Origin of the sequence: Streptomyces sp. CC228A (genome assembly GCF_021390935.1) — a bacterium.
Taxonomy (GTDB): domain Bacteria; phylum Actinomycetota; class Actinomycetes; order Streptomycetales; family Streptomycetaceae; genus Streptomyces.
Genome location: NZ_JAJPUI010000007.1, coordinates 423,214 through 445,754 on the forward strand (window position 1 = coordinate 423,214; position 22,541 = coordinate 445,754).

The window sequence follows — 22,541 nt, forward strand, 5'->3', positions numbered from 1 at the left end:
GAGGCCGGACTTGTGCCCGACCTGAGGCGGAGATTTTGCCTCACATCAAGGTCTGTTACTCAATCGACACCCAACCGGGCCTCTCGCGAGTGATCCGGTTTGGGTGGCGAACGGGACCGTACACGGTCGGGATCGCGCGCTGTACACGCACCACCCCGTGTACTTCCCGTAATCTTCACCCCCAAAAACTCGGACTTTTCATGGTTTTCCGGGGCGAAAACCGATTACCACGTGTGATCAGCCGACAGTACGGTGTTGTGATCGATCACACAGGGAAGCACCTGGGGGGCCGCGGAAAAATTCCGCGTACAGCGAACAGTCGTGCCCTCCATGCCGGTGTCAGAGCGGCAGGGTGACCCGCATCACAAGACCGCCGCCGGGCCTCGGCTCGGCGGTGATCCGCCCCCCGTGGGCACGGGTGACGGAGCGCACGATGGACAGCCCCAGGCCGACCCCGCGGTCACTTCCGGTGCGCTCCTGGCGCAGCCGGCGGAACGGCTCGAAGAGGTTGTCGATCTCGTACGCCGGGACGACCGGGCCGGTGTTCGACACGGTCAGCACCGCCTGGCCCTGCTCCACGGCCGTGGTGACCTCCACGTGGCCGTCCTCCGGCACGTTGTAGCGCACGGCGTTCTGCAGCAGGTTCAGGGCCACCCGCTCCAGCAGCACGCCGTTGCCCTGCACCACGGCGGGGGCGGTCCGCACCCGCAGGTCCACGCCCTTGTCGTCGGCCTCCCCGCGCACCTGCTCGATGGCACGGGCCGCCACCTCCGCCAGGTCGACGGGCTTGCGCTCGACGATCTGGTTGTCGCTGCGGGCGAGCAGCAGCAGGCCCTCCACCAGCTGCTCGCTGCGCTCGTTGGTGGCCAGCAGCGTCTTGCCGAGCTCGCGCAGCTCCACGGGCGCGCCCGGGTCCGACAGGTGCACCTCCAGCAGGGTGCGGTTGATCGCCAGCGGGGTGCGCAGCTCGTGCGAGGCGTTGGCGACGAACCGCTGCTGGGCCGTGAAGGCCCGCTCCAGCCGCTCCAGCATCTCGTCGAACGTGTCGGCGAGCTCCTTCAGCTCGTCGTCCGGGCCGTCCAGCTCGATACGGCGGCTCAGGTCGGAGCCGGCCACCTGGCGGGCGGTGCGGGTGATCCGGCCCAGCGGGGACAGCACCCGGCCCGCCATGGCGTAGCCGAAGGCGAACGCGATGATGCTGAGGCCCAGCAGCGCGAAAAGGGAGCGCCGCAGCAGGTCGTCCAGGGCCAGGTCGCGCTGCTGCTGGAGGCACTCGGCCATGGCCACGTTGTACTGGTCGCTGGTCGGTGCGGGCGGCAGCCGGCACCAGCCGGTGGTCGCCTGCACATGGCCCTGCACCAGCTTGAACGGCAGGTCGCCGACGCTGATCTGGAGGGCCTGGGCGGTGAGCAGGTAGATGATCGACAGCAGCAGGATGCCCGCGATCAGGAACATGCCGCCGTACAGCAGGGTGAGCCGTATGCGGATCGTGGGCCGCAGCAGCGGGCGGGCCTGGACGCGCGGGTCCCAGGTGGGTTTCGGGGGCACCGCTCGCGGTGGGGACGTGCCGGCCACGGCCGTCAGATCCGGTAACCGGAGCCGGGCACGGTGACGATCACCGGCGGCTCCCCGAGCTTGCGGCGCAGCGTCATGACCGTGACCCGCACCACGTTCGTGAAGGGGTCGGTGTTCTCGTCCCATGCCTTCTCCAGCAGCTGCTCGGCGGAGACCACGGCGCCCTCACTGCGCATGAGCACTTCGAGGACGGCGAACTCCTTGGGCGCCAGCTGCACCTCGCGGCCGTCGCGGAAGACCTCGCGGCGGTTGGGGTCGAGCCGGATGCCGGCCCGCTCCAGGACGGGGGGCAGAGCGGCGGTGGTGCGGCGGCCGAGGGCCCGTACGCGGGCGATCAGCTCGCTGAACGCGAACGGCTTGGGCAGGTAGTCGTCGGCGCCCAGCTCCAGGCCCTCCACGCGGTCGCTGACGTCCCCGGAGGCGGTGAGCATCAGGACCCGGGTGGCCATCCCGAGCTCGACGATCCTGCGGCAGACGTCGTCGCCGTTGACGAGCGGCAGGTCGCGGTCCAGGACGACGACGTCGTAGTCGTTGACGCCGATCCGCTCCAGGGCGGCGGCCCCGTCGTACACGACGTCGACGGCCATGGCCTCCCGGCGCAGTCCGGTCGCCACCGCATCGGCGAGCAGTTGCTCGTCCTCGACGACGAGTACGCGCACGGCGCTGTTCCTTCCTCCGGGCCCGGATGCGGGCAGTTCTTCGGACAACTTCGGCACGCCCGGGGTCGGGCGTGCGCAGCCCATCCTGCCCCTTACGCGCGTAAACCGGCAGTAAGGGGGCCTGCGGCGGCCGCCGGGGCCGGTGCGGGAGCCCCGCAATCACGACAGTCCCGGGTTTCCGAGGTTTCTCGGCGGGGCGCGTGGGGGAGGACGACTGCACACCCGAGATCACGCCCTGTGTGTGGCACGCCACGGGCCGCTCTGTCCCCCAGAGACCGTCAGGCGCTGTGCGTGATCGGACCACCCTCGGCACACCCCCGTGCCACTGACCCATGACGAGGGGGCGCACCATGGACGCTTTCACCGCAGGACTGCTGCAGCGCATAAGGGCCACGGAGAGTGACCTGACGCGCGCGCGCGAATCGGGAGACGAGTTCCTCGTCGACGTGGAGCAGGCCGAGCTCGACGACCTGCGCCGGCTGGCGGCCGAGCACGGGGTCGAGGTCACCCCGGTCGGCTCCTGAGCAGCGGCGGGCGCGGCCCGCGTGCGAGGGCCCCGGCGGCTTCCCGTCGCCGGGGCCCTCGCGTGTGCGCGGCGCCGCCGACCGCTGCCGCGGGGGCGGGACGGCGGGACGGCGGGACGGTCAGTCGTGCCAGGCGCCGAACTCCTCCAGCAGCGCCTGCAGCGGTTCGAAGACGCCGGGGCCGGCGGCGACGGTCAGCTCGCGGGAGGGCCTGCTGCCGGGACGGCCGCCGGTGAGGGCGCCCGCCTCGCGGGCGATCAGGTCGCCGGCCGCGAGGTCCCAGGGGCTGAGGCCCCGCTCGTAGTAGCCGTCCAGGCGGCCGGCGGCGACATCGGCGAGGTCGATCGCGGCGGAGCCGCCGCGGCGGATGTCCCGCAGCCGGGGGATCAGCCGGTGGGCGATCTCGGCCTGGTGGGTGCGGACCTCGGCGACGTAGTTGAAGCCGGTCGACACCAGGGCCTGGTCGAGCGGCGCGGCGGGGCGGCAGCTCAGCCGCCGCTCCCCCAGGAACGCCCCGCGGCCCCGTACGGCGTGGAAGGTCTCGCCCCGCAGCGGGGCCTCCACGACCCCGACGAGGGTCTCCCCGTCCCGTTCCGCGGCGATGGACACCGCCCAGGTCGGCAGGCCATACAGGTAGTTCACCGTGCCGTCCAGCGGGTCGACGACCCACCGGATGCCGCTGCTGCCCTCGGTGGCGCCGCCCTCCTCGCCGAGGATCCCGTCGTCGGGGCGGTGCTCGGCGAGGTAGCCGCTGATCAGTTTCTCGGCGGCGATGTCCATCTCGGTGACGACGTCGATGGGGCTCGACTTGGTCGCGGCGACGCCCAGGTCGGCGGGGCGGCCGTCGCGCAGCAGCGCGCCGGCCCTGCGGGCGGCTTCCAGGGCGACGCCGAGGAGGTCGTCCAGGAGCTGGTCGTCGTACTGCGGATCGGACACGGGTTCTCCTCATGAGGGCGTACGGGGCCTGCGGGGGGCGGGGCCGGTTCCGGTCCCGGCCCGTCCGCGTCAGGCGTACGGGCTGTCGGCGCCCGCGGCGGCGGGGCGCTCGCTGCGGGCCGGGCAGCAGCCGACCGGGCACACGTCGTGGGACGGGCCGAGCGCGCCCAGGGCGCAGCGCTCCACGGCGGCGCCCCGCTCGCTCGCCGCCCGCTCCAGCAGCAGTTCCCGCACGGCGGCGGCGAACCGCGGGTCGGCGCCCACGGTGGCGGACCTGCGGACCGGCAGGCCCAGCTCGGCGGCCTTGGCGGCGGCCTCCGTGTCGAGGTCGTACAGGACCTCCATGTGGTCGGAGACGAAGCCGATCGGGACCATGACGACGGCCGGCGCCCCCGCCTTGCGGAGGTCTTCCAGGTGGTCGCAGATGTCCGGCTCCAGCCAGGGGATGTGCGGGGCGCCGCTGCGGGACTGGTAGACGAGCTGCCAGGGGTGGTCGGTGCCGGTGCGCTCGCGGACGGCGTCGGCGACGATCCGGGCCGCGTCCAGGTGCTGCTTCACGTACGCCCCGCCGTCCCCGTGGTCCTCGACGGGCCCGGAGGCGTCGGCGGCGGCGTCGGGGATGGAGTGCGTGGTGAAGGCGAGGTGGGCGCCGGCGCGGACGGAGTCGTCCAGTTCGGCGAGGGAGGCGAGGACGCCGTCGATCACCGGCTCCAGGAAGCCGGGGTGGTTGAAGTAGTGCCGGAGCTTGTCGACCCGCGGCAGCGCGAGGCCCTCCGCTTCGAGGGCGGCCAGGGCGTCCGCGAGGTTCTCGCGGTACTGGCGGCAGCCCGAGTACGAGGCGTACGCGCTGGTGGCGAGGACAGCGATGCGGCGCCGCCCGTCGCGCACCATCTCGCGGAGCGTGTCCGTCAGGTACGGCGTCCAGTTGCGGTTGCCCCAGTAGAGCGGCAGGTCGAGGCCGGCTGCCGCGAAGTCCTCGCGGAGGGCGGCGAGCAGGGCCCGGCACTGGTCGTTGATGGGGCTGACGCCGCCGAACATGAAGTAGTGCTGCCCGACTTCCTTCAGGCGCTCCTTCGGGATGCCCCGGCCGCGGGTCACGTTCTCCAGGAAGGGCACGACGTCGTCGGGGCCCTCGGGGCCACCGAACGAGAGCAGGAGCAGGGCGTCGTAGGGAGCGGGGTCGGACCGGTCTGACTGGGCGGGCACACGCTGATCGGACATGGGGACGATCCTGCCACCCGCCGTCGGCGGCCGGGAAACCACCGTGCGCCGTCAGCCGTTCGGCCGTAATCTGTCAAGGCTGTCCATACGCCTTACGTGCGCCGTTCGTGCCTCACGTGTTCTCCGTTCGGAGTGCTCCTTGCCCAGTCCCTACCGCGCGGTCTTCGCCGCGCCCGGCACGCTGAGGTTCTCGGTCGCCGGCTTCCTCGGCCGCATGCCGCTGGCCATGACCGGTGTCGGCATCCTGACCATGGTCTCCGAGCTGACCGGCCGCTACGGACTGGCGGGGGCGCTGACCGCGACGGTGGCGCTGTCGGCTGCGGTGCTGGGCCCGCAGATCTCGCGGCTGGTCGACCGGCACGGGCAGCGGCGGGTGATGCGGCCGGCCACGCTGGTGGCGGTGGCGGCGGTGGGTGCCCTGCTGCTGGCGGCGCGGCAGGGGCTGCCGGACTGGACGCTGTTCCTGTGCGCCGCGGGGGCGGGGTGCGTGCCCAGTGTCGGCGCGATGACCCGGGCCCGGTGGGCGGAGATCTACCGGGGCAGGCCGCAGCAGCTGCACACCGCCTACTCGGTGGAGTCGGTCATCGACGAGGTCTGCTTCATCCTGGGGCCGCCGGTGTCCATCGGCCTGTCCACGATGTGGTTCCCGGAGGCGGGGCCGCTGCTGGCCGGGGTGTTCCTGCTAGTGGGCGTGTGGTGGCTGACGGCCCAGCGGGACACCGAGCCCGCGCCGCACCCGGTCGGGAAGGACGAGCGCCGGCAGTCCAGTGCGCTGCGCTCGCCGGGCCTCCAGGTGCTCGTCGCCGCGTTCGTGGCCACGGGGGCGGTCTTCGGCGCGGTCGACGTCGTGACGGTGGCGTTCGCCGAGGAGCAGGGCAGCAAGGCCGCGTCCAGTCTGGTGCTGGCGGTGTACGCGCTGGGTTCCTGCCTGGCCGGCGTGGTGTTCGGCGTGCTGCACCTGAAGGGCGATCCGGCGCGGCGCTGGGCGGTGGGTGTCTGCGCGATGGCCGTGAGTATGATCCCCCTCCAACTGGCCGGCTCCCTGCCGCTGCTGGCCGTGGCGCTCTTCGTTGCGGGTCTTGCCATCGCGCCCACGATGGTGACCACCATGGCCCTCGTCGAGGCGCACGTACCGCGCGGCAAGCTCACCGAGGGCATGTCCTGGACGACCACCGGGCTCGCGGTCGGTGTGTCGGCGGGTTCCTCCGTGGCCGGCTGGGCGGTCGACGCGCACGGAGCGGCGGCGGCGTACGCGGTGCCCGGCCTGGCCGGGGTGCTGGCGGCGGCGGTGGCGTTCCTCGGGTACCGCCGGCTGCGCAGGCCGGTGCCGATACGGGAGGGGCAGCGTGAGCAGCAGGAGCGGCGGGAGAGCATCGGGCGCGTGGAGCAGCCGGCTGGGGCTGACGGGGTTGCCGGGGGCGCTGGGACTGGCGGGGCTGACGGGGTCGACCGGCCGGAGCCGACCGGGGCGCCCGAGCGGTGCTGACCGCCCGGGAGGACCTGATGCCCCTCCCGGTACGTGGCGGAACTGGGCGGGCAACGTGTCGGTGCGCCCCGCCCGCGTGGCGCGGCCCGCGTCCGTGGAGGAGCTGGCGGCGGAGGTGCGGGGCGCGGCCGCGGACGGGTTGCGCGTCAAGACGGTCGGCACGGGCCACTCGTTCACCTCGATCGCGGCCACGGACGGGCTGCTGGTCCGGCCCGACCTGCTGACCGGCATCCGGCGGATCGACCGTTCCGCCATGACCGTCACCGTCGAGTCGGGTACGCCGCTGAAGCGGCTGAACGCGGCGCTGGCCCGGGAGGGCCTGTCGCTCACGAACATGGGCGACATCATGGAGCAGACGGTCGCGGGGGCCGTCAGCACCGGCACCCACGGCACAGGGCGCGACTCCGCGTCGATCGCGGCGCAGATCCGCGAGCTGGAGCTGGTGACGGCGGACGGGCGGGTGATGACCTGCTCGCCGCGGGGCACCGAGGAGGAGCGCGCGGTCTTCGCGGCGGCCCGGATCGGGCTCGGCGCCCTGGGCGTGGTCTCGGCGATCACGTTCGCGGTGGAGCCGCTGTTCCTGCTGACCGCGCGGGAGGAGCCGATGAGCTTCGACCGGGTGGCGGCGGAGTTCGACGCCCTGCACGCGGAGAACGAGCACTTCGAGTTCTACTGGTTCCCGCACACCGGGAACTGCAGCACCAAGCGGAACAACCGCAGCCACGGGCCGGTGGATCCGCCGGGCCGGCTGAGCGGCTGGTTCGCGGACGAGTTCCTGTCCAACGGCGTGTTCCAGGTGGCGAACTCGGTGGGCCGGGCCGTGCCCGCGGCGGTGCCGGCGATCGCCCGCGTGTCCAGCCGGGCGCTGTCGGCCCGTACGTACACCGACATCCCGTACAAGGTCTTCACCAGCCCGCGGCGGGTGCGGTTCGTGGAGATGGAGTACGCCGTGCCGCGTGAGGCGGCGGTGGCGGCGCTGCGCGAGCTCAAGGCGATGGTGGAGCGCTCGCCGCTGCGGATCAGCTTCCCGGTGGAGGTGCGGACGGCTCCGGCGGACGACATCGCGCTGTCCACCGCTTCGGGCCGGGACAGCGCGTACATAGCGGTCCACATGTACCGGGGGACCCCGTACCGCGGGTACTTCACGGCGGCCGAGCGGATCCTGACGGGGCACGGCGGCCGCCCGCACTGGGGCAAGCTGCACACGCGGGACGCCGCGTACCTGGAGGGCGTCTACCCGCGGTTCCGGGAGTTCACGTCGCTGCGCGACCGGCTCGACCCGGACCGGCTGTTCGGCAACGACTACCTGCGGCGGGTGCTGGGTGAGTGACGGCGGGCGGTCCGCGCGGCTCCCGGGGCCGCCGTGCCGCGGGGCGGCGCGGTTCGTCGGTGACGGGGCGGGGCGGTCAGTCCGCGGGGCCGGACTCCTGCCCCCGCCGCTTCCCGGGGCGCCGGGTGCGGCCGGGTCGGTGCCGCCGGACTCCGGTCCCGTGGCGGGCGGTTCCGCCGCGGACCCGGACGGGGACGGCCCGGGAGCGGACGGTTCCGGCGTGGACAGCCCGGGGGCGGACGGTTCCGGCGTGGACGGTCCGGGGGCGGACGGACCCGGCGCGGAGGAAGGCAGGCCGTCCGGCGGGGATCCCGGCCGGTCGGTGGCCCCGGCGACGGGTCCGGGGTGCCGGGCGGTGAGGCACTGCCGCCCTTGCCGGGCCGCCCGTCCTGGGAGGCGCCGTCCGGTGCGCGGTCGGGCTCCGCGACCCGGCCGGTGCCCGCGCCGCCGTCCCCCGAACCGTCCGCCGCCGTCCCCCGCCGACGACCGCACCGAACGTCGTGGCCCCCTTCCCTCCGCTGAGGTTCTGACCGGAGACCAGCTCGTACGCGGTGATGCCGGTCATGGCCACGGCGAAGACGAGGACCGCGGCGAGGACGGACCGCCGCCGCCCGCGTGCCCCGGTCGCGTACGTGGTGGCGTACGTGGTGGGGTCGCCGCAGCCCGCGCCGGCGGGCGGGCGGGCGGCGGGTGCGGCGGCGGGCCGGGGCGCACCGGCGGGACGGGCTGTGCGGGTGGTGGCGCCGCGGACCTTCTCGCCGGTGCGGCTGAAGAGGTGCTGGAGGAGCGGGCCGCCGCACGTGGCGATGACACTGATCACACCCGCGCCCACGACAGTGCCGTAGACGCCGAGTCGGGAGGCGAGAGTGGCGGCCAGCACGGCCGCGACGGCACTGGCCGCGACCTGGGAACCAGTCAGGTCGAACCGCTTTTCCTCCTTCTCCGTCTCTTCGCCCCCTTCCGCGCCGTACTCCGGCTTGCCCACCTTCTGATACCTCCTCAGCTCTGACTTACGATCATCCCGTCTTGTTCTGTGAAGGGACTTGTGCGCCAACCGGATAGTTCCCTTTCGGCCAGTTCTGTGAACGAGGCCACGCTGCGGCGCCACCGGAAACCACGTGGCCACGCCGCCTGACGGAGACTCCGACGGCGCGCCGGTCCACTGAGGTGGCCCGAATGGAGTACTGTGGCGAACCCTGGGCATCGGTCTCTTACGGGTGCCCGGGATCAACGGGAGGGGCCGGAAATGGCACTCGATCCGGCGGCGCCACGGCAACGCACGGAGGCCTGCCACGTAGCGTGATCGATCAGTTACGCTCTGTGGTGAAACAGGCAACCGTGCCACGCGGCGCACCAGGGCCCACGCCCGACACGCCGGGCAACTCGGCAAGGTTGTGGCAGGCTGCACCCGGGCAGGCCACACTCGACTAGCGGAAGCAGCGACGCACGTGACGTCGGCAGGCACCACCCGGGAGGTCCCCATGCCCGAACTGCGTGTCGTGGCCGTCTCCAACGACGGCACACGACTGGTGCTGAAGGGTGCGGACAACACGGAGTACACGCTTCCGATTGATGAACGGCTCCGCGCCGCCGTCCGTAACGACCGTCCCCGCCTCGGGCAGATCGAGATCGAGGTGGAGAGCCACCTGCGCCCCCGGGACATCCAGGCGCGGATACGTGCCGGTGCGACCGCCGAGGAGGTCGCCCAGCTCGCGGGCATCCCCGTCGAGCGGGTGCGCCGCTTCGAGGGCCCCGTGCTCGCGGAGCGCGCCTTCATGGCGGAGCGGGCCCGCAAGACCCCCGTGCGCAGGCCGGGTGAGAACACCGGACCCCAGCTCGGCGAGGCGGTGCAGGAGCGGCTGCTGCTGCGCGGCGCCGAGAAGGACACCGTCACCTGGGACTCCTGGCGCCGCGACGACGGCACCTGGGAGGTGCTGCTGGTCTACCGCGTGGCCGGCGAGGTGCATTCGGCGAGCTGGACGTACGACGCGCCGCGGCGCCTCGTGCAGGCCGTGGACGCCGAGGCGCGCGCCCTGATCGGCGAGGCCGACGACACGGTGTCCGTCCAGGAGCCGAGCGGCCCGTTCGTCCCCCGTATCGCGCGGCTGCCGCGGGAACGGCCCCTGGAGCGGGCGGCAGACCGGCCGGCGCCCGGCAGCGCCGACGAGGACGCCGAGTCCGAACGCGACTCGCTCACCAGCCTGTTGGAGGCCGTGCCGAGCTTCCGGGGCGACCTCGTCGTGCCCGAGCGGCCCTCCGCGGACGCGTCGGCCGACGCGGAGGAGGACACGGAGGACGCCGTCGAGGAGCGTCCGGCGTCGGCCGCCTCGGCCGGGGCGGGAGCGGCCTACGCGGACGTGCTGATGCCCCGCACGGTGAGCGGGCACCGGGACCGGCTGGTCGGTACGACGGACCGTCAGGCGGAGGCGGACGGTGTGCGTCCGGGACGGCGCGCGGCAGTGCCGAGCTGGGACGAGATCGTCTTCGGTACCCGGAGGAAGAAGCAGGAGTAGGCGGTCGGTACCCGGAGGAAGAAGCAGGAGTAGGCGGCGGGAAGGCCGCGCCCGGCCGGGCCGGGGCTTGCCGCCGCCCCACCCGGCACTCCCTCCGCGGAAACACCCGCCTGTCCACCGGCTGGATCCGCCGGCGCCGCCGTACCGCCTTCAGCAGTCGGAGATCTACGACGCCGACGCGCCCCGGCCCGAGGCCGCCCGCGCCACCGCGGCGCGCTCCCGCTCCACGCGTTCGACGAGCCGTTTGACCTCGACCGCGGCGAGAGCGCGGGCGTCGACGAGCGTGGTGGCGCGGAAGGGGATGCTGTAGCGGACGGGCCGGCCGGTGGCACGGGACCGGGCCAGCGCGTCGGCCTTCCGTTGCGCGGCGACGGATGTGTAGACGGGGCCCGCAGCCGGTTCGGAGCAGGTGAGCGTGCCCGAGACGGTGCTGCCGGCGAGCGCGAAGGTGCCGCGGCGACTGGTGCACCGGCCCGCCGGCCGGTCGCCGATGGTGAAGGCCGCGTCCATGACAGCAGTGACCGTGCCGCCGGTGATGCGGGCCTTCGCCCGGGTGGTGACCCTGCCCCGGAACTTCTGGGTCGCGGTGCATCCCCCCGGGCCGCACTTCACGTCGCCCGAGCCGTCGAGCTGGAAGCTGATGCCCTGGTCGGTCGCGTCCTTGAGCTGTTTGGTGTACTCCAGCAGGGTGTCGAACATCGCGTCGACGGCATCTTTGTCGATGACGGTCAGGTCGAGGCCCTCGGAGGAGTGTCCCGCGAGAGGACCGATGGTCACCTGGGGGATGTCGGTCGGCGTCTCGCCGTCCCGCAGGGCGTCCGCCCTCTCGGACAGGTCGTACGGCTGCAGGCGCAGGACCCGGTGCGGGGTGCGCTGGGTGATGAGGAGGCGGCCTGCCGAGGTGTCGAGAGCGCGTGCGGGCGTCCCGTTCACGGTGAGGCCGCGCCGCGCCTCACCGGGCTCCCGTCGTGAGTCGGCCTGCTCGGCCAGCGCCTGGGACAGCAGGGCGGCGAGCCGCGCCGGCGGAGGCCGGTTGTCGAGGACCTCCTCCAGGATGACGGAGGCTCCGTGACTCCCCACCGTCCAGGCGCCGGGCTTCTCCGCGGCGGGCTTGCCGCCCTCGGTGGGACGGCCGGGAGCCGGGTCCACCCGCCAGCGCGTGAACTCCCTGCCCCCGACGCGCAGGACGTCCTGGTCGTGGCGCCTGACGCCGGAACCCGTCCGGCCGAACTGGCTCCCGGAAGCCGTGACGGTGATGTCCCGCTCCGTGATCCCGGCGGTCGCCGTGTCCCGGTAGCGCAACCCGGGCGCCTCCCGCAGGTCGGCGACGGCCTCCTCGAACGGCTTCAGGTACGTCAGGTCCCGCCGCGCCGTCAGCGCGCCGGGCCCGGTGGAGAGGCCGCCCCAGACCAGCAGTCCCGCCACGAGCGCCAGGGCCAGGGCCGTGATCGCACTGAGCGCCACTACGCGCCGGCGTCCGCTCGGCAGGCGTAACCGCCGCCCTTCCGGGCGGGGGGCGGGCGCCGGCGGGTGGCCGGGGGGGAGGCGGAACGATCGGCGCGCCTGGCGGCGGCTGCTGACGGGGACTCGGCTCGGTCATGGCATCTCCCTCGGCTGGTCGACCCGGCGCCGAGCAACCGCGCGCGGGCAGTCGCGCTCGCGGGCAGTCGGGTTCGGGCCGGGCGCGGAGTCCAGTGTGAGGGCCGCGGCCGAGGAATTGGAGTACTTTCTAGAAAAGATTTCCATACAGATGATCTAGGCTGGTCCCGGTCAGGTCCAGGGGGACCCGACACGCCCGGACCGAGGAAGCCTCTGGCGATGAGCCCCAAGCAGCAGCGTGGCGCGGCCACGATCGATCAGGTGCTGGATGCGGCGATGCGCATCTACACCTCGGCCGGCGAAGACGGTCTGACCCTCGCAAACATCACCAGGGCCAGCGGGGTCAGCTCAGGGAGCATCTACCACCACTTCGGCAGTCTCGACGGTGTGATCGGCGCCCTCGCGCTGCGTCTGGTGGACCGCCTCCTGGTCGAGCTCGCCGCCGCGGTGACGCAGGCGACCGACGCCCGCACAGGCGTCGAGGCCGTGGTCACCGCCTATCTGGACTTCGTGCGAGGGCATCCGGAGGAGGCCCGCCTCATGCACTCCGTGGCCGCCGACCGCGAGGGGATGACGCACGGGGACCGGATCCGCGCCTCCCAGGAGGCCCGGCTGACGCCCATCGCCCTCTGGATCCGCGCGCACCAGGAAACCGGTGAACTCGCCGAGCTGCCCGCCCCCATGATCGAGTCCCTCGTCATGGGCCCGGTCGTGGGCGCCGTGCGCCGCTGGCTCACCCTGGGCGACATCGACCTGGAGGAGGCCGCCCGCGTCCTGCCGGAACACATCTGGCGCTCCGTCAGCCGGAGTTAGGCTGCGGCCCGGCCCGATCCGTCCCGCCCACTCGGGACCAGGCGGCCTGCCCGGCCCTACGGGGCGCCGTGCCCGTCGAGGAAGCGGAGCAGCACCGCCGCCTCCCGGTACCGTGCCGGGCTGCCGCCGCGGCACGACGGCGGGCGCGCAGCGGGAGCAGGGGCGGGGGGCGGAGGCGGGGGGCGGAGGCAGGGCGATCACCTGCCCTGGGCGCCGCCCTCGGTCCGCGGCACGCCGGAATCGGGGGGCAGACTCAGCCGGGCTCGGGCCCGGTGGCCACCGGGCGGGCGGGGTCCTGGCACCACTCGGACCAGGAGCCCGCGTAGAGGGCCGCCGTGATCCCCGCGACCTCCAGGGCCAGCACCTCGTGGGCGCCCGAGACCCCGGACCCGCAGTAGACGCCGACCCGCGGGGCGTCCAGCGCGCCCAGTTCCTTGAAGCGCCGCACCAGCGCCTCCCGTGCCAGGAAGCGCCCGTCCGGGCCGACGTTCCGGGTGGTCGGGGCCGACACCGCCCCCGGGATGTGCCCGGCCACCGGGTCGATGGGCTCGACCTCGCCCCGGTACCGCTCCTCCGCCCGCGCGTCCAGCAGCAGTCCGGACCTCGCCACCTCGGCGGCACCCACCGCGTCCAGCAGCGGCAGCGCTCCCGGAGCCGGCCGGAAGTCGCCCGGCACGGGCTGCGGGACGTCCGTCGACAGCGGGCCGCGCCACGCCGCCAGGCCGCCGTCCAGGACGCGGACGTCCCGGTGGCCGGTCCAGCGCAGCAGCCACCAGGCCCGCGCCGAGGCCCAGCCCTGCCCGCCGTCGTACGCGACCACCGGCGAGTCCGCCGAGACCCCGGCCGCGCGCATCGCCGCACCGAAGGCCTCCGGGTCCGGCAGCGGATGGCGGCCGCCGGCTCCCGGCGGGCCGGCCAGGACCTCGTCGAGGTCCACGTACACGGCACCCGGAAGGTGCCCCGCCTCGTACGCGGGGCGTCCGGGCGGGCCGCCCAGCTCGTAGCGGACGTCCAAAAGGACGGGCGGCCTGGCCCCGGCCGTGCCGAGTTCGGCCGCCAGGTCCTCCGGCGGCACCAGGGGGTGCGGGCGGCCTGCGGTGGGGTGCGCGTTGGCGTTCATGCCGCCATCCTCGCGCAGAGTCCGGGCGCGTCGGGACCCCGCGGGAAGGATGGTCCACGAGAATTCGGGCATCCTCCTGCCGGATCGCGCCAATCCGCGGCGCGACCGGGGCGCACCGTGCGACCTGCGGTGCGAGCATCTGACGGGGCGTGGAACGGCCGCCACCACGGCGTTTCCCCCCGGTCCCCCCGTACGGCCACGACGATGGTCCGAGGAGAGTGTGACGATGACCGAGGCGACTCGGCGCAGTCCGGGCACCCCCTGCTGGGTGAGTTTGATGGTGCACGGCCTTGACGCGACGAAGGAGTTCTACGGGGAGCTGTTCGGCTGGGACTTCGCGCCCGGGCCGCAGCAGCTCGGCCCGTACGTGCGCGGTCTGCTCGACGGCCGGGAGGTGGCCGGCATCCGTCAGCTCCCAGCCGACCGCGACCTGCCGATCGCCTGGACCCCGTACCTGGCGTCGGACGACGCCGACGAGACCGCCGAATCGATCCACTGCAGCGGCGGCACGGTCGCCGTGGGGCCGCTCGACGCGGGCGAGGCGGGGCGCATCGTGATCTGCTCCGACCCGACCGGCGGGGTGTTCGGGGTATGGCAGGCCGCCGCGCGCCCGGACGCGCCCCCCGCGGGCACGCCCGGCACGCCGGTGTGGAACGAGCTGCTCACCCACGAGACGGAGTCGGTCGCGAAGTTCTACGGGACCGTCTTCGGATACGACCTGGAACGGGCCGAGCCCGGCGGGCGCGACCTGGTGACGCTGCGGGCGGGCGGACGGCCGGTGGCCTCCCTCCACGGGCTCGGCTCCGCCCTGCCCCGCGACCGGGGCGCGCACTGGATGACCTGGTTCGAGGTCGCCGACCCCGACGCTTCGGCGGCGACGGTGGAGGCGCTGGGCGGCCGGGTGCTGGAACCGCCGCACGCGGACCCGGCGGGGCGGCGGGCGACGGTGGCGGACCCGGAGGGCGCGGTCTTCACGATCGTACGGTCGGCCGGGCGCTGACCCGCTGACCGCTGACCGCTGACCCACGGCCCCGGCGGTCGCGGGCCGCGAGAGCGGCACGTGCGCACCGGTGGCACAGGGGAGCCCCGCTCGGGCCTCCCCGGCTTCCCGGGAGCCGCAGCGGCTCCGCCTCAGGCCGTCGCAGACGGCCCAGGCCCGTCCGGGCGCTCGGGGCCACCCGGGTCCCGGCCCCGCCGACGGGAACCCACCGGCCACCGCCCACGAGCGACTGTGCAGCGGCCGCCGACCGCGGTCGCATCGACCGGCCGACCCGGCCGACCCGGCCGCCACCGGGCGCGGGCCGCCGCAGCGCGCCGCCGCCGTCCGCGATCCGGGCGTCAGTCGCTGCCACGGGGCCCCGGGTCGGCGTGCTGCCGTCAGACCGTCTGTCGGCCGGCCCTTCCGCCGACCGACCGCATCCGCCGAGCTGACTGACGGTCTGACGGTCTGACGGCTTACCGGTGCGTCGTCCTTCGAGTCATACGCCCTTCTGCCCGCGGGCGGGGCGCAGCCCCCTGTACCGCCGGCCCCCGCCCGCGGGCACAGGGACCGCTGCGGCCGGTACCTCCGCGCCGTCGCGCCGTCGTGAGCGTGTCCCCGTCTGGCGCGCGCGTAGGACCGTGCGGTCACCGGGCCGTCGTGCAGGCGGGTGCCGCCGCCTCCGTGCGGGACACGCCGTCCTGCACGCGCGCGTGCCGCCGCGTGCCTGCCCGGCGCCAGGTGTCCCGCCCGCTGCTGCGCACGCCCGCGTACCCCGCCTGAGTCGCGCCCGCCCCCGTGCGCCCGCACGCCCGCGCCCCGACGTGCTGTTCGCCTGCGTGCCGCGTGTCGTTGTGACGGGGGCCGAGCGGACTGGTATTCGGGTGCGCGAGCGAGCGGTCAACTGCTGGCATATGCAGCCCGACACCCGATCACGATCGGTCGCGAATGAGTCCAGCTCGGTCAAGGGCTGGATCTCGTTCTGAGGCGGTCACGCGGCGTACGCGAACTGTCTATGCTCCGTCGTGCGTTGCGCTGCTCTCACAGCGAGTAACCAGCCGCTGTGGGGTGCCCGGGCGGGGCCCGGGCTCATCGGGTGCTGCCACCGGAACACGCGTGCCCGGCCGGGTGAGGCCCGGGCCGCCCCTGTCGGCGTACCGCAGCACTCAGCCCTTTGATCGCAGACTGTTTGGGGACCCTCGATGGTTGGTGCAGATTCACCTGCTGGAGCCCTGCCCCGCGCAGGGGCTCCGGCATGGCTCATCCCCCCTGGCGTCCTGGCCGTGGCCTGCGGCATAGCGCTGTTCCTGGTCCCCGCCGAGATACGCCCGACGGTGGCCTGGTGCGGCCTCGCCGCGACCGCGCTGGCAGCCGCGGCCTCGGCGGTGGCCACGCGCAGGGAGCGCGCGGCGGAGGCGACCCGCCACACCCGCGGCAAGGCGGCCCTGGAGCAGCACCACGCCCGGCGCGAGGCCGCACTGCACAAGCGGCTGGCGGACCAGCACGCCGCCGTGCTGTGGCTGGCCGAGGACATGCTGCCCGTGGCGCTCAAGCGGCTGCGGAAGAACACGCCCGCGTCGGAGATCGTGCTCGCCACCGACTTCGGCGACCACCTCGACCCGCAGTTCGCGGGGGCGCTCAGGACCGCGCTGCGCAGGCTGCTGGAAGCCGCGGAGATGGAGGAGCTGACCAGGGACTCCTCGCAGCGGGCCCTGGTGGCGATCGCCCGCCGGGTGCAGGCGATCGTGCACCAGCTCGGCAAGGACCTGCACGACATGCAGATGGTGCACGGCACCGATGTCGTGCTCGCGGAGAGCCTGCAGAGCGTGGACCACCGCAACGCGCTGGTCGGCCGCCTCGCCGCGAGCATCGCGGTGCTGGGCGACTCCCGGCCCGGGCGCCAGTGGCAGAAGCCGATCGCGCTCTACGACGTCATCCGCGGCGGCATGTCCCGCATCGTGGACTTCCCCCGCGTGCAGCTCCAGTCGGTCGTCGAGGTGGGCGTGCTCGGCCGCGGTGCGGAGCCGCTGATGCACCTCCTCGCCGAACTGCTCGACAACGCCACCACGTTCTCGCCGCCCTCGTCCCCCGTGCTGGTGAGCGCGAGCGAGGTCCCCACCGGTGTCGCGATCGAGATCGAGGACCGCGGGGTCGGGCTGACCGAGGAGGTCCGCGAGCGCATCGAGCGGATCATGGCGGACGCGCTGGACGGCCGGCTGGACCTGTCCAAGCTGGGCGAGACGACGCAGCTGGGCATGCCGGTGATCAGCCGCCTGGCCCGGGACAACAACCTCGTCGTCGACCTGCGCAGGTCGGCGTACGGAGGCGTACGGGCCGTCGTGCTCGTGCCCCGGGACATCCTCACCACGGTCCCCGCCTACTTCCGGCGCTGGGAGCGCATGGCGAAGTACCGCTTCCCGCCCGGCGCCGCGGCGGCGACGGCGACGGCCACCGACGGCGTCCCGGACTCCGCCGAGGGCCTGCAGACCTCCAGCGGACTGCCGCAGCGGCGGCGCCACACGCCCGTCCAGACACCGATCGTCTGCACCTCCCCCACTCCCCCCGCCCCGTCGAAGAAGTCCGGCCCGCGCCGGCCGCCGGGCCTGATGTGGGAGGCGTTCAAGGGCGTGACCTCGTACGACGAAGACCTCGACAGCCACATCAGCGAGCCATCAGACAAGGGTGAGTAACCGTGCCGCCACTGCCCAACATCGACTGGATGCTCACAGAGCTCATGACCAGTGTCCCGTACGTGCGGCACGTGGTCGTACTGTCCGCGGACGGCCTGTGCATCGGTCAAGCGAACACGGACCCCGACACCGCCGACGCCATCGCCGCCGCGTGCTCGGGCATGCAGAGCCTGTCCAAGGCCATCGCGCAGCAGTTCCCCGACGGCGACGGCACCGTGCACCTGGTCGGCGTCGAGGTCGACAGCGGGTACTTCGCCCTCATGGCGGCGGGTCCCGGCGCCTACCTCGCGGTGCTGGCCGGCGAACGGGTGGACGTGGGCCTGCTGGGCACGTTCATGCGCCGTCTCGTGCACCGCATCGGCCAGCACATCACCAGCCCGCCCCGGGACGACATCGGGCAGGCGATGTGACGTTAGAGAACCAGGGTCCCTGGGATGAATCCGCTCCAGTCCCGCTCTACCTCATCTCCGGAGCTCGCGGTAGCACGGCCAGGAGCCTCGACCTGGTCACCCTCATCACCTCGCGGTCCTCGTCCCAGTCGGGGATGCCGCCCGAGGAGTCGGCGATCCTCACCATGTGCCACTACCCGCTGTCGGTGGCCGAGTTGTCCGCACATCTCAGCCTGCCCTTCAGCGTCGTCACGGTGCTGGTCGCCAAGCTCATCGAGGACGAGCGCGTCGAGGCCACCGCTCCGGTTCCTGTCGCGGCGGTTCCCGAAATCGGCCTTCTGGAGGCGGTGATCCATGGACTACGTAAGCTCTGACGCCCCTGCCGCCGGTCCGCGCGGCGACCTGCTGCTGCCCTACGGCGCCAAGGGGGTCAAGGTGGTGGTCGTCGGCGGCTTCGGCGTCGGCAAGACGACCATGGTGGGCGCGGTCAGCGAGATCCCGCCGCTGACCACCGAGGAGACCATGACGCAGGCCGGCGTCGGGATCGACCACAACCCCGGCGTCACGGCCAAGAACACCACGACCGTGGCCATGGACTTCGGCCGCATCAGCATCAACGAGCAGCTGATCCTGTACCTCTTCGGCACACCGGGCCAGGAGCGCTTCTGGTTCCTGTGGAACGGCATCTTCGAAGGGGCCCTCGGTGCCGTGGTCCTCGTCGACACCCGCCGGATCGAGGTCTGCTTCGACATCATCACCCGGCTGGAGGACCGCCGGGTCCCCTTCGTCGTGGCCGTCAACGCCTTCCCCGACGCCCCGGCGCACCCGATCCCCGCCCTGCGCACCGCCCTGGCCCTCAACGACTCGGTGCCCATCGTCTCCTGTGACGCACGCGACCGGTCGTCGAGCCGCGACACCCTGCTCTCGCTGATGGGCTACCTGCGCACCCTCGCCGCCGCCCAGGAGTCCGCATGACCGTCCCCGCCCACGAGCGCACCGCCGCAGCCGCCCCGGGGGCCACCCCGCCCCCGGGCTGCCCGGCCCACTCCGACACCGGTCCGGGCGGAGTGACACGGCTCTACGGACCGACCGCCGCGTCCGACCCGATGGGGCTGTACGAGAACCTGCGGGCCGCCCACGGCCCGGTGGCGCCCGTCCTGCTCGACGGGGACGTGCGCGCCTGGCTCGTCCTCGGGTACCTGGAGAACCGGGACGTGGCCACCCGCGCCACCCAGTTCTCCCGCGACCCCCGCTACTGGCACGGGTGGCACAGCGGGGAGATCGACCCGACCACCTCACCGCTGGTGCCGCTGATCGGCTGGCGCCCCGACTGCGTGTCGGCCGACGGGGAGGAGCACCAGCGGCTGCGCCGCGCGGTCACGGCCAGCCTCGACCAGTTCGACCACCGCGGGATCCGCCGCCACGCGGCGCGCTTCGCGCACCAGTTGGTCGACGGGTTCTGCGAGCGGGGCAGCGCGGAGCTGGTCAGCGAGTTCGCCGAGCACCTGCCGATGCTCGTGCTGACCCAGCTCCTCGGCATGCCGGACGCGTACGGCCCGCAGCTCGTGCACGCCTGCCGGGACCTGATCAAGGGCTCCGAGGACGCCCTCACGCACAACGCGAACCTGTTGAAGACGCTCGAACAGCTCGTCACCTCCAAACGGGCCATGCCCGGCCACGACATCGCGTCGGTGCTGATGGCCCACCCCGCCGGGCTCACCGACGACGAGGTGATGCACCACCTGCGCCTCATCCTGCTCGCCGGGTACGAGACGACCACGAACCTGCTGGCCAACGTGCTCCGCATGGTCGTCGTCGACCCGCGGTTCCGCGGCACTCTGGCAGGGGGCCACATGACCCTGCCGGAGGCGGTGGAGCAGGTGCTCTGGGACGAGCCGCCGCTGATGGTGTGCCCCGGCCGCTGGGCGACCGGGGACACGTCCCTGGGCGGTCAGGACATCAAGGCGGGGGACATGCTGCTGCTGGGCCTCGCCGCAGGCAACGCCGACCAGGCCATCCGCCCGGCCTCGGGTGCGCGCGTCCACCACAACCGCGCGCACCTGTCCTTCAGCGCCGGGACCCACGAGTGCCCCGGTCAGGACATCGCCCGCGTCATCACCCACACTGGTGTGGACGTGCTGCTGGCCCGGCTCCCCGATGTCGACCTGTCCATCCCGGAGGAGCAGCTCGGCTGGCGTTCCTCCACGTGGACCCGGCACCTGACGGCGCTGCCCGTGGTGTTCGCGTCGCGGGCCCCGTACGTGGAGGAGGACATGGACCCCCTGCCGGCCCCTCCCCCGCCGAGCACCGTCGTACCGCTGCCGCCGGAGCAGCCGGTGCACGCGGCCGCGGTGCCGGCCGCCCCGGTGCCGCGCCGTTCGCTGTGGGGGCGGCTGGCGCGGTTCCTTCGGAGGCGGTAGGCGGGGCCGTACGGCCTGGCGCGGTCAGCCGCCGAGCCAGTCGCCGCCGACCCGGGCCGGCGCGTGGCCCTGGGCGTTCCCCAGGAAGTGCGGGTGCGCGCACCCGCACGTGTAGGAGGGCAGCGCGGTGTCCTCCTGCCGGGTCGGCGGCCGGTGCAGCACGTGGAACAGCTCGGCGCCGACCGCGCCGGAGACGACCTGGACCACACGCGCGCCGGCCCCGCCCGATGTCGTCTGCCGGGAAGGCGGCGGTGAGGGTGTCAAGGCGGGCCTCCACCTCCCTCAGCCGGGCCGCGCCTGCGGCCTCGGGCGCGGGCAGCTCCCTCGGGGTGCGGGAGAGGATTCCCTCCACGGGGACCACCACGGCGGCGTGCCCGTGGGCCGGTCCGCGCGGATACGGGCCGCGAGGGCCGCTGCACGGCGCCGCTGCCCGGCGCTCGTCGGCCGAATGTGGGCCGCGACCGTGTCCTTGAGCCGGTCACCGGCACGGCTTCTCGTCACCTTGAGCCCCCTGGTCCCACCAGGCAGCCGTGTCGTCCGCGGCGGGAAGGCTGCCGGGTCCTGTTTCCGCACCGTCAGCCGGCGCCCTTGCCGCATTCCGATTGAAGATGGCAGCGCCGTATGCCGCAACGAGAGCGACATGACCGGCCGGCCGTGGGCCGGAAAGGAGGGTCAGGGTGGTGCGGGGCCGAGAGTCGTTCGCGGCCCGGTCGGTGGGGGACGGACGCGCAGTGGCCGCCGAGCTGCCGGAGGGTGTCGTCGGGGGTGGCGCGATGAGAGGGGTGGACGGTGGTGCAGGCGTGGCGGCCCCCCTTGTGAGACACCGGTGGCGCGGGGGCCGCGTCCGGCACAGTGGGCCCGCTCTGCGCTGAAGACAACGGAGTTGCCGCAAGGACCGGTCGACGGGTCACCGGAGAACCCGGCGGCCCCGCAGGGCCCATCCTGTTCCGTGAGCTCGTCCCGACCTGCCGGCACCCACCCACGTCAGGAACGCTCCCTGCCGGCCGCGCGTGAGCAGATGATGCGGCAGGTGTCCCGGATCGACTCGCGCACTCCGTCAGGGTGCACGAGAAGGCCGTGGTCCGTTCCGCCCCCTTCGGATCATCCTCGGCGTGCCGGCGGGGTAGCCTCTCCAACCCACCCTTGGGCCCGGTTTCCCAGCGAGCATGAAGGTGATCATGGAAGAGTCCGGCTTCGAACGCCTCCGCTGCCTTGTCGTCTGCGCCGGCGCAGGTGGCTTGGCGCTCGGCCTGGAGCAGGCCGGTTTCGACCCCGTGCTGCTTCTGGACAACCGTTCCGTGGCCTGCGAGACATTGCGCCTGAATCGCCCTGGGTGGAACGTCGTCGAGGCCGACCTGCTGGACTTCGACCCTGTGGACCACCAGGAGACATACGACGTGGATCTTCTGGCGGGCGGTCTGCCCAGGGTCAAGGCGAGCGCCGCTACAGGCCGTGAGGACAGCGACGAGGAGATCCGGATACTCGAGTCGACCATCATGCTGATGCACGGCGTACAGCCGCGTGCCCTGTTGATCGAGAACGTCCCCGATCTCGTCTCCAAGCCCGCGTACGGACCGATCCGTACGTACGTCACCACCGAACTCGAACACCTCGGGTACCGGCATCGGTGGTTCGTCCTCAACGCGATGGATCACGGCGTGCCCCAGGATCGGAAGCAGGGTGTCCTGGTCGCCTTCAAGAACGATGCCGTCGACGGCTTCGTCACACCGACGCCCGGCACGGAGCCGCCGCTCACCGTGGGCGAGGCACTGGGTGCCTCCATGGCCACGCGCGGGTGGCCCCATGCCGCCGCCTGGGCTGCTCAGGCCGACCGGGTGGCCCCGACCCTGGTCGGAGGTTCCTGGAACCGTGGCGGGGCCGATCTGGGGCCGACCGGATCGAAACGTGCATGGGCGCGCATGCGCGTGAACGGCGGCACCGTCGCCGACCGGGTCCCGGGGCCCGATTTCCCGTGGGACCTCTCGCTCGGCATCAAGGGGATGGTGCCGCTGACCGTCGAGCAGACGGCGCGGTTGCAGGGTTTCCCTGACGACTGGTCCTTCGCCGGCCGCAAGACGGCCCGCTACCGCCAGGTAGGTCATGCGTCGCCGCCTCCCGTGGGACGCGTCCTCGGATTGTCCATCAGGGGCGCGCTGAGCACCGGGCGTCCTCGTCCACGCGACGGGATCACCCCGAACCCGGTCACGCTCTGCTGACCAACCGGGTAATCTTTGAGCCCGCCGGCGAACAAACATACTGGTCAGAGTCTTGCGGGCTCCGTCTTGTC

The 22,541-nt window shown here is 73.4% G+C and carries 20 protein-coding genes; 12 read left to right on the forward strand and 8 right to left on the reverse strand.

The window, feature by feature from the left end; translation table 11 throughout:
• Positions 1 to 339: 339 nt before the first annotated feature.
• Both L6E17_RS21860 and L6E17_RS21865 read right to left on the reverse strand, forming a co-directional pair.
• Positions 340 to 1,575, reverse strand: a complete 1,236-nt coding sequence (locus L6E17_RS21860; RefSeq protein ID WP_236242434.1) for a cell wall metabolism sensor histidine kinase WalK — start codon at positions 1,573 to 1,575, stop codon at positions 340 to 342.
• Positions 1,576 to 1,580: 5 nt separating this feature from the next.
• Positions 1,581 to 2,234 carry a response regulator transcription factor gene (locus tag L6E17_RS21865; protein ID WP_236242435.1) on the reverse strand — a complete coding sequence of 218 codons (654 nt, stop codon included), beginning with the start codon at positions 2,232 to 2,234 and terminating at the stop codon, positions 1,581 to 1,583.
• Between the two features lie 350 nt (positions 2,235 to 2,584).
• Here L6E17_RS21865 and L6E17_RS21870 point away from each other — a divergent pair, with 350 nt between their 5' ends.
• On the forward strand, positions 2,585 to 2,758 hold the full coding sequence (locus L6E17_RS21870; protein WP_236242436.1) for a hypothetical protein: 174 nt from the start codon (positions 2,585 to 2,587) through the stop codon (positions 2,756 to 2,758).
• Between the two features lie 120 nt (positions 2,759 to 2,878).
• Here L6E17_RS21870 and L6E17_RS21875 read toward each other — a convergent pair whose 3' ends face one another.
• Positions 2,879 to 3,694 (reverse strand): inositol monophosphatase family protein, encoded by an 816-nt coding sequence (locus L6E17_RS21875; RefSeq protein ID WP_236242437.1) that lies wholly within the window; start codon positions 3,692 to 3,694, stop codon positions 2,879 to 2,881.
• 69 nt (positions 3,695 to 3,763) lie between these two features.
• Positions 3,764 to 4,915, reverse strand: coding sequence for a ferrochelatase (locus L6E17_RS21880; protein WP_236242438.1), 1,152 nt, complete (start codon positions 4,913 to 4,915; stop codon positions 3,764 to 3,766).
• 139 nt (positions 4,916 to 5,054) lie between these two features.
• On the opposite strand from L6E17_RS21880, the gene L6E17_RS21885 reads away from it, so the two are divergent.
• Together L6E17_RS21885 and L6E17_RS21890 are read left to right on the forward strand one after the other, a co-directional pair.
• On the forward strand, positions 5,055 to 6,401 hold the full coding sequence (locus L6E17_RS21885; protein ID WP_236242439.1) for an MFS transporter: 1,347 nt from the start codon (positions 5,055 to 5,057) through the stop codon (positions 6,399 to 6,401).
• Complete coding sequence (locus L6E17_RS21890) at positions 6,343 to 7,731, forward strand: D-arabinono-1,4-lactone oxidase (RefSeq protein ID WP_374109115.1); 1,389 nt, start codon at positions 6,343 to 6,345, stop codon at positions 7,729 to 7,731. Before L6E17_RS21885 ends, L6E17_RS21890 begins: the two co-directional genes overlap by 59 nt.
• Before the next feature lie 76 nt (positions 7,732 to 7,807).
• Here the strand turns inward: L6E17_RS21890 and L6E17_RS21895 are convergent, their stop codons facing one another.
• Complete coding sequence (locus L6E17_RS21895; RefSeq protein WP_236242491.1) at positions 7,808 to 8,716, reverse strand: hypothetical protein; 909 nt, start codon at positions 8,714 to 8,716, stop codon at positions 7,808 to 7,810.
• A 463-nt stretch (positions 8,717 to 9,179) separates the two neighbouring features.
• Between L6E17_RS21895 and sepH the strand changes: the two genes are divergently transcribed.
• Entirely contained in the window at positions 9,180 to 10,244 is a 1,065-nt protein-coding gene (gene sepH / locus L6E17_RS21900) for a septation protein SepH (RefSeq protein ID WP_236242441.1), read from the forward strand.
• Positions 10,245 to 10,409: 165 nt separating this feature from the next.
• Here sepH and L6E17_RS21905 read toward each other — a convergent pair whose 3' ends face one another.
• A complete protein-coding gene (locus L6E17_RS21905; RefSeq protein WP_236242442.1) occupies positions 10,410 to 11,708 on the reverse strand; it encodes a hypothetical protein in 1,299 nt (432 codons plus the stop codon).
• A gap of 354 nt (positions 11,709 to 12,062) precedes the next feature.
• On the opposite strand from L6E17_RS21905, the gene L6E17_RS21910 reads away from it, so the two are divergent.
• Positions 12,063 to 12,656, forward strand: a complete 594-nt coding sequence (locus L6E17_RS21910; RefSeq protein WP_236242443.1) for a TetR/AcrR family transcriptional regulator — start codon at positions 12,063 to 12,065, stop codon at positions 12,654 to 12,656.
• 253 nt (positions 12,657 to 12,909) lie between these two features.
• Here the strand turns inward: L6E17_RS21910 and L6E17_RS21915 are convergent, their stop codons facing one another.
• Positions 12,910 to 13,776: a sulfurtransferase gene (locus L6E17_RS21915; protein WP_236242444.1), complete on the reverse strand. Its 867-nt coding sequence runs from the start codon at positions 13,774 to 13,776 to the stop codon at positions 12,910 to 12,912.
• 226 nt (positions 13,777 to 14,002) lie between these two features.
• On the opposite strand from L6E17_RS21915, the gene L6E17_RS21920 reads away from it, so the two are divergent.
• The 6 genes from L6E17_RS21920 to L6E17_RS21945 all read left to right on the forward strand — a co-directional run bounded on the left by L6E17_RS21920 (position 14,003) and on the right by L6E17_RS21945 (position 20,254).
• The gene (locus tag L6E17_RS21920; RefSeq protein ID WP_236242445.1) at positions 14,003 to 14,776 is read left to right on the forward strand and encodes a VOC family protein; all 774 of its coding nucleotides are present in this window, start codon (positions 14,003 to 14,005) and stop codon (positions 14,774 to 14,776) included.
• Positions 14,777 to 16,038: 1,262 nt separating this feature from the next.
• Positions 16,039 to 17,445: an ATP-binding protein gene (locus L6E17_RS31130; protein ID WP_236242446.1), complete on the forward strand. Its 1,407-nt coding sequence runs from the start codon at positions 16,039 to 16,041 to the stop codon at positions 17,443 to 17,445.
• 2 nt (positions 17,446 to 17,447) lie between these two features.
• A complete protein-coding gene (locus L6E17_RS21930) occupies positions 17,448 to 17,855 on the forward strand; it encodes a roadblock/LC7 domain-containing protein (protein WP_371258630.1) in 408 nt (135 codons plus the stop codon).
• Entirely contained in the window at positions 17,852 to 18,208 is a 357-nt protein-coding gene (locus L6E17_RS21935; protein WP_236242447.1) for a DUF742 domain-containing protein, read from the forward strand. Before L6E17_RS21930 ends, L6E17_RS21935 begins: the two co-directional genes overlap by 4 nt.
• Entirely contained in the window at positions 18,189 to 18,809 is a 621-nt protein-coding gene (locus L6E17_RS21940) for an ATP/GTP-binding protein (protein WP_236242448.1), read from the forward strand. The genes L6E17_RS21935 and L6E17_RS21940 overlap by 20 nt, the downstream gene beginning before the upstream one ends.
• Positions 18,806 to 20,254: a cytochrome P450 gene (locus L6E17_RS21945; protein ID WP_236242449.1), complete on the forward strand. Its 1,449-nt coding sequence runs from the start codon at positions 18,806 to 18,808 to the stop codon at positions 20,252 to 20,254. Before L6E17_RS21940 ends, L6E17_RS21945 begins: the two co-directional genes overlap by 4 nt.
• Positions 20,255 to 20,278: 24 nt before the next feature.
• Here the strand turns inward: L6E17_RS21945 and L6E17_RS21950 are convergent, their stop codons facing one another.
• A complete protein-coding gene (locus L6E17_RS21950; protein WP_236242450.1) occupies positions 20,279 to 20,461 on the reverse strand; it encodes a hypothetical protein in 183 nt (60 codons plus the stop codon).
• A 959-nt stretch (positions 20,462 to 21,420) separates the two neighbouring features.
• On the opposite strand from L6E17_RS21950, the gene L6E17_RS21955 reads away from it, so the two are divergent.
• A complete protein-coding gene (locus L6E17_RS21955) occupies positions 21,421 to 22,470 on the forward strand; it encodes a DNA cytosine methyltransferase (RefSeq protein WP_236242451.1) in 1,050 nt (349 codons plus the stop codon).
• Positions 22,471 to 22,541: the final 71 nt, after the last annotated feature.

Bases quoted from the DNA above. Each gene is read 5' to 3' on its own strand.
- L6E17_RS21870 (WP_236242436.1), top strand. From the start codon at position 2,585: ATGGACGCTTTCACCGCAGGACTGCTGCAGCGCATAAGGGCCACGGAG.
- L6E17_RS21880 (WP_236242438.1), bottom strand. From the start codon at position 4,915: ATGTCCGATCAGCGTGTGCCCGCCCAGTCAGACCGGTCCGACCCCGCT.
- L6E17_RS21955 (WP_236242451.1), top strand. From the start codon at position 21,421: ATGAAGGTGATCATGGAAGAGTCCGGCTTCGAACGCCTCCGCTGCCTT.
- L6E17_RS21910 (WP_236242443.1), top strand. From the start codon at position 12,063: ATGAGCCCCAAGCAGCAGCGTGGCGCGGCCACGATCGATCAGGTGCTG.
- L6E17_RS21940 (WP_236242448.1), top strand. From the start codon at position 18,189: ATGGACTACGTAAGCTCTGACGCCCCTGCCGCCGGTCCGCGCGGCGAC.
- L6E17_RS21920 (WP_236242445.1), top strand. From the start codon at position 14,003: ATGACCGAGGCGACTCGGCGCAGTCCGGGCACCCCCTGCTGGGTGAGT.
- L6E17_RS21915 (WP_236242444.1), bottom strand. From the start codon at position 13,776: ATGAACGCCAACGCGCACCCCACCGCAGGCCGCCCGCACCCCCTGGTG.
- L6E17_RS21945 (WP_236242449.1), top strand. From the start codon at position 18,806: ATGACCGTCCCCGCCCACGAGCGCACCGCCGCAGCCGCCCCGGGGGCC.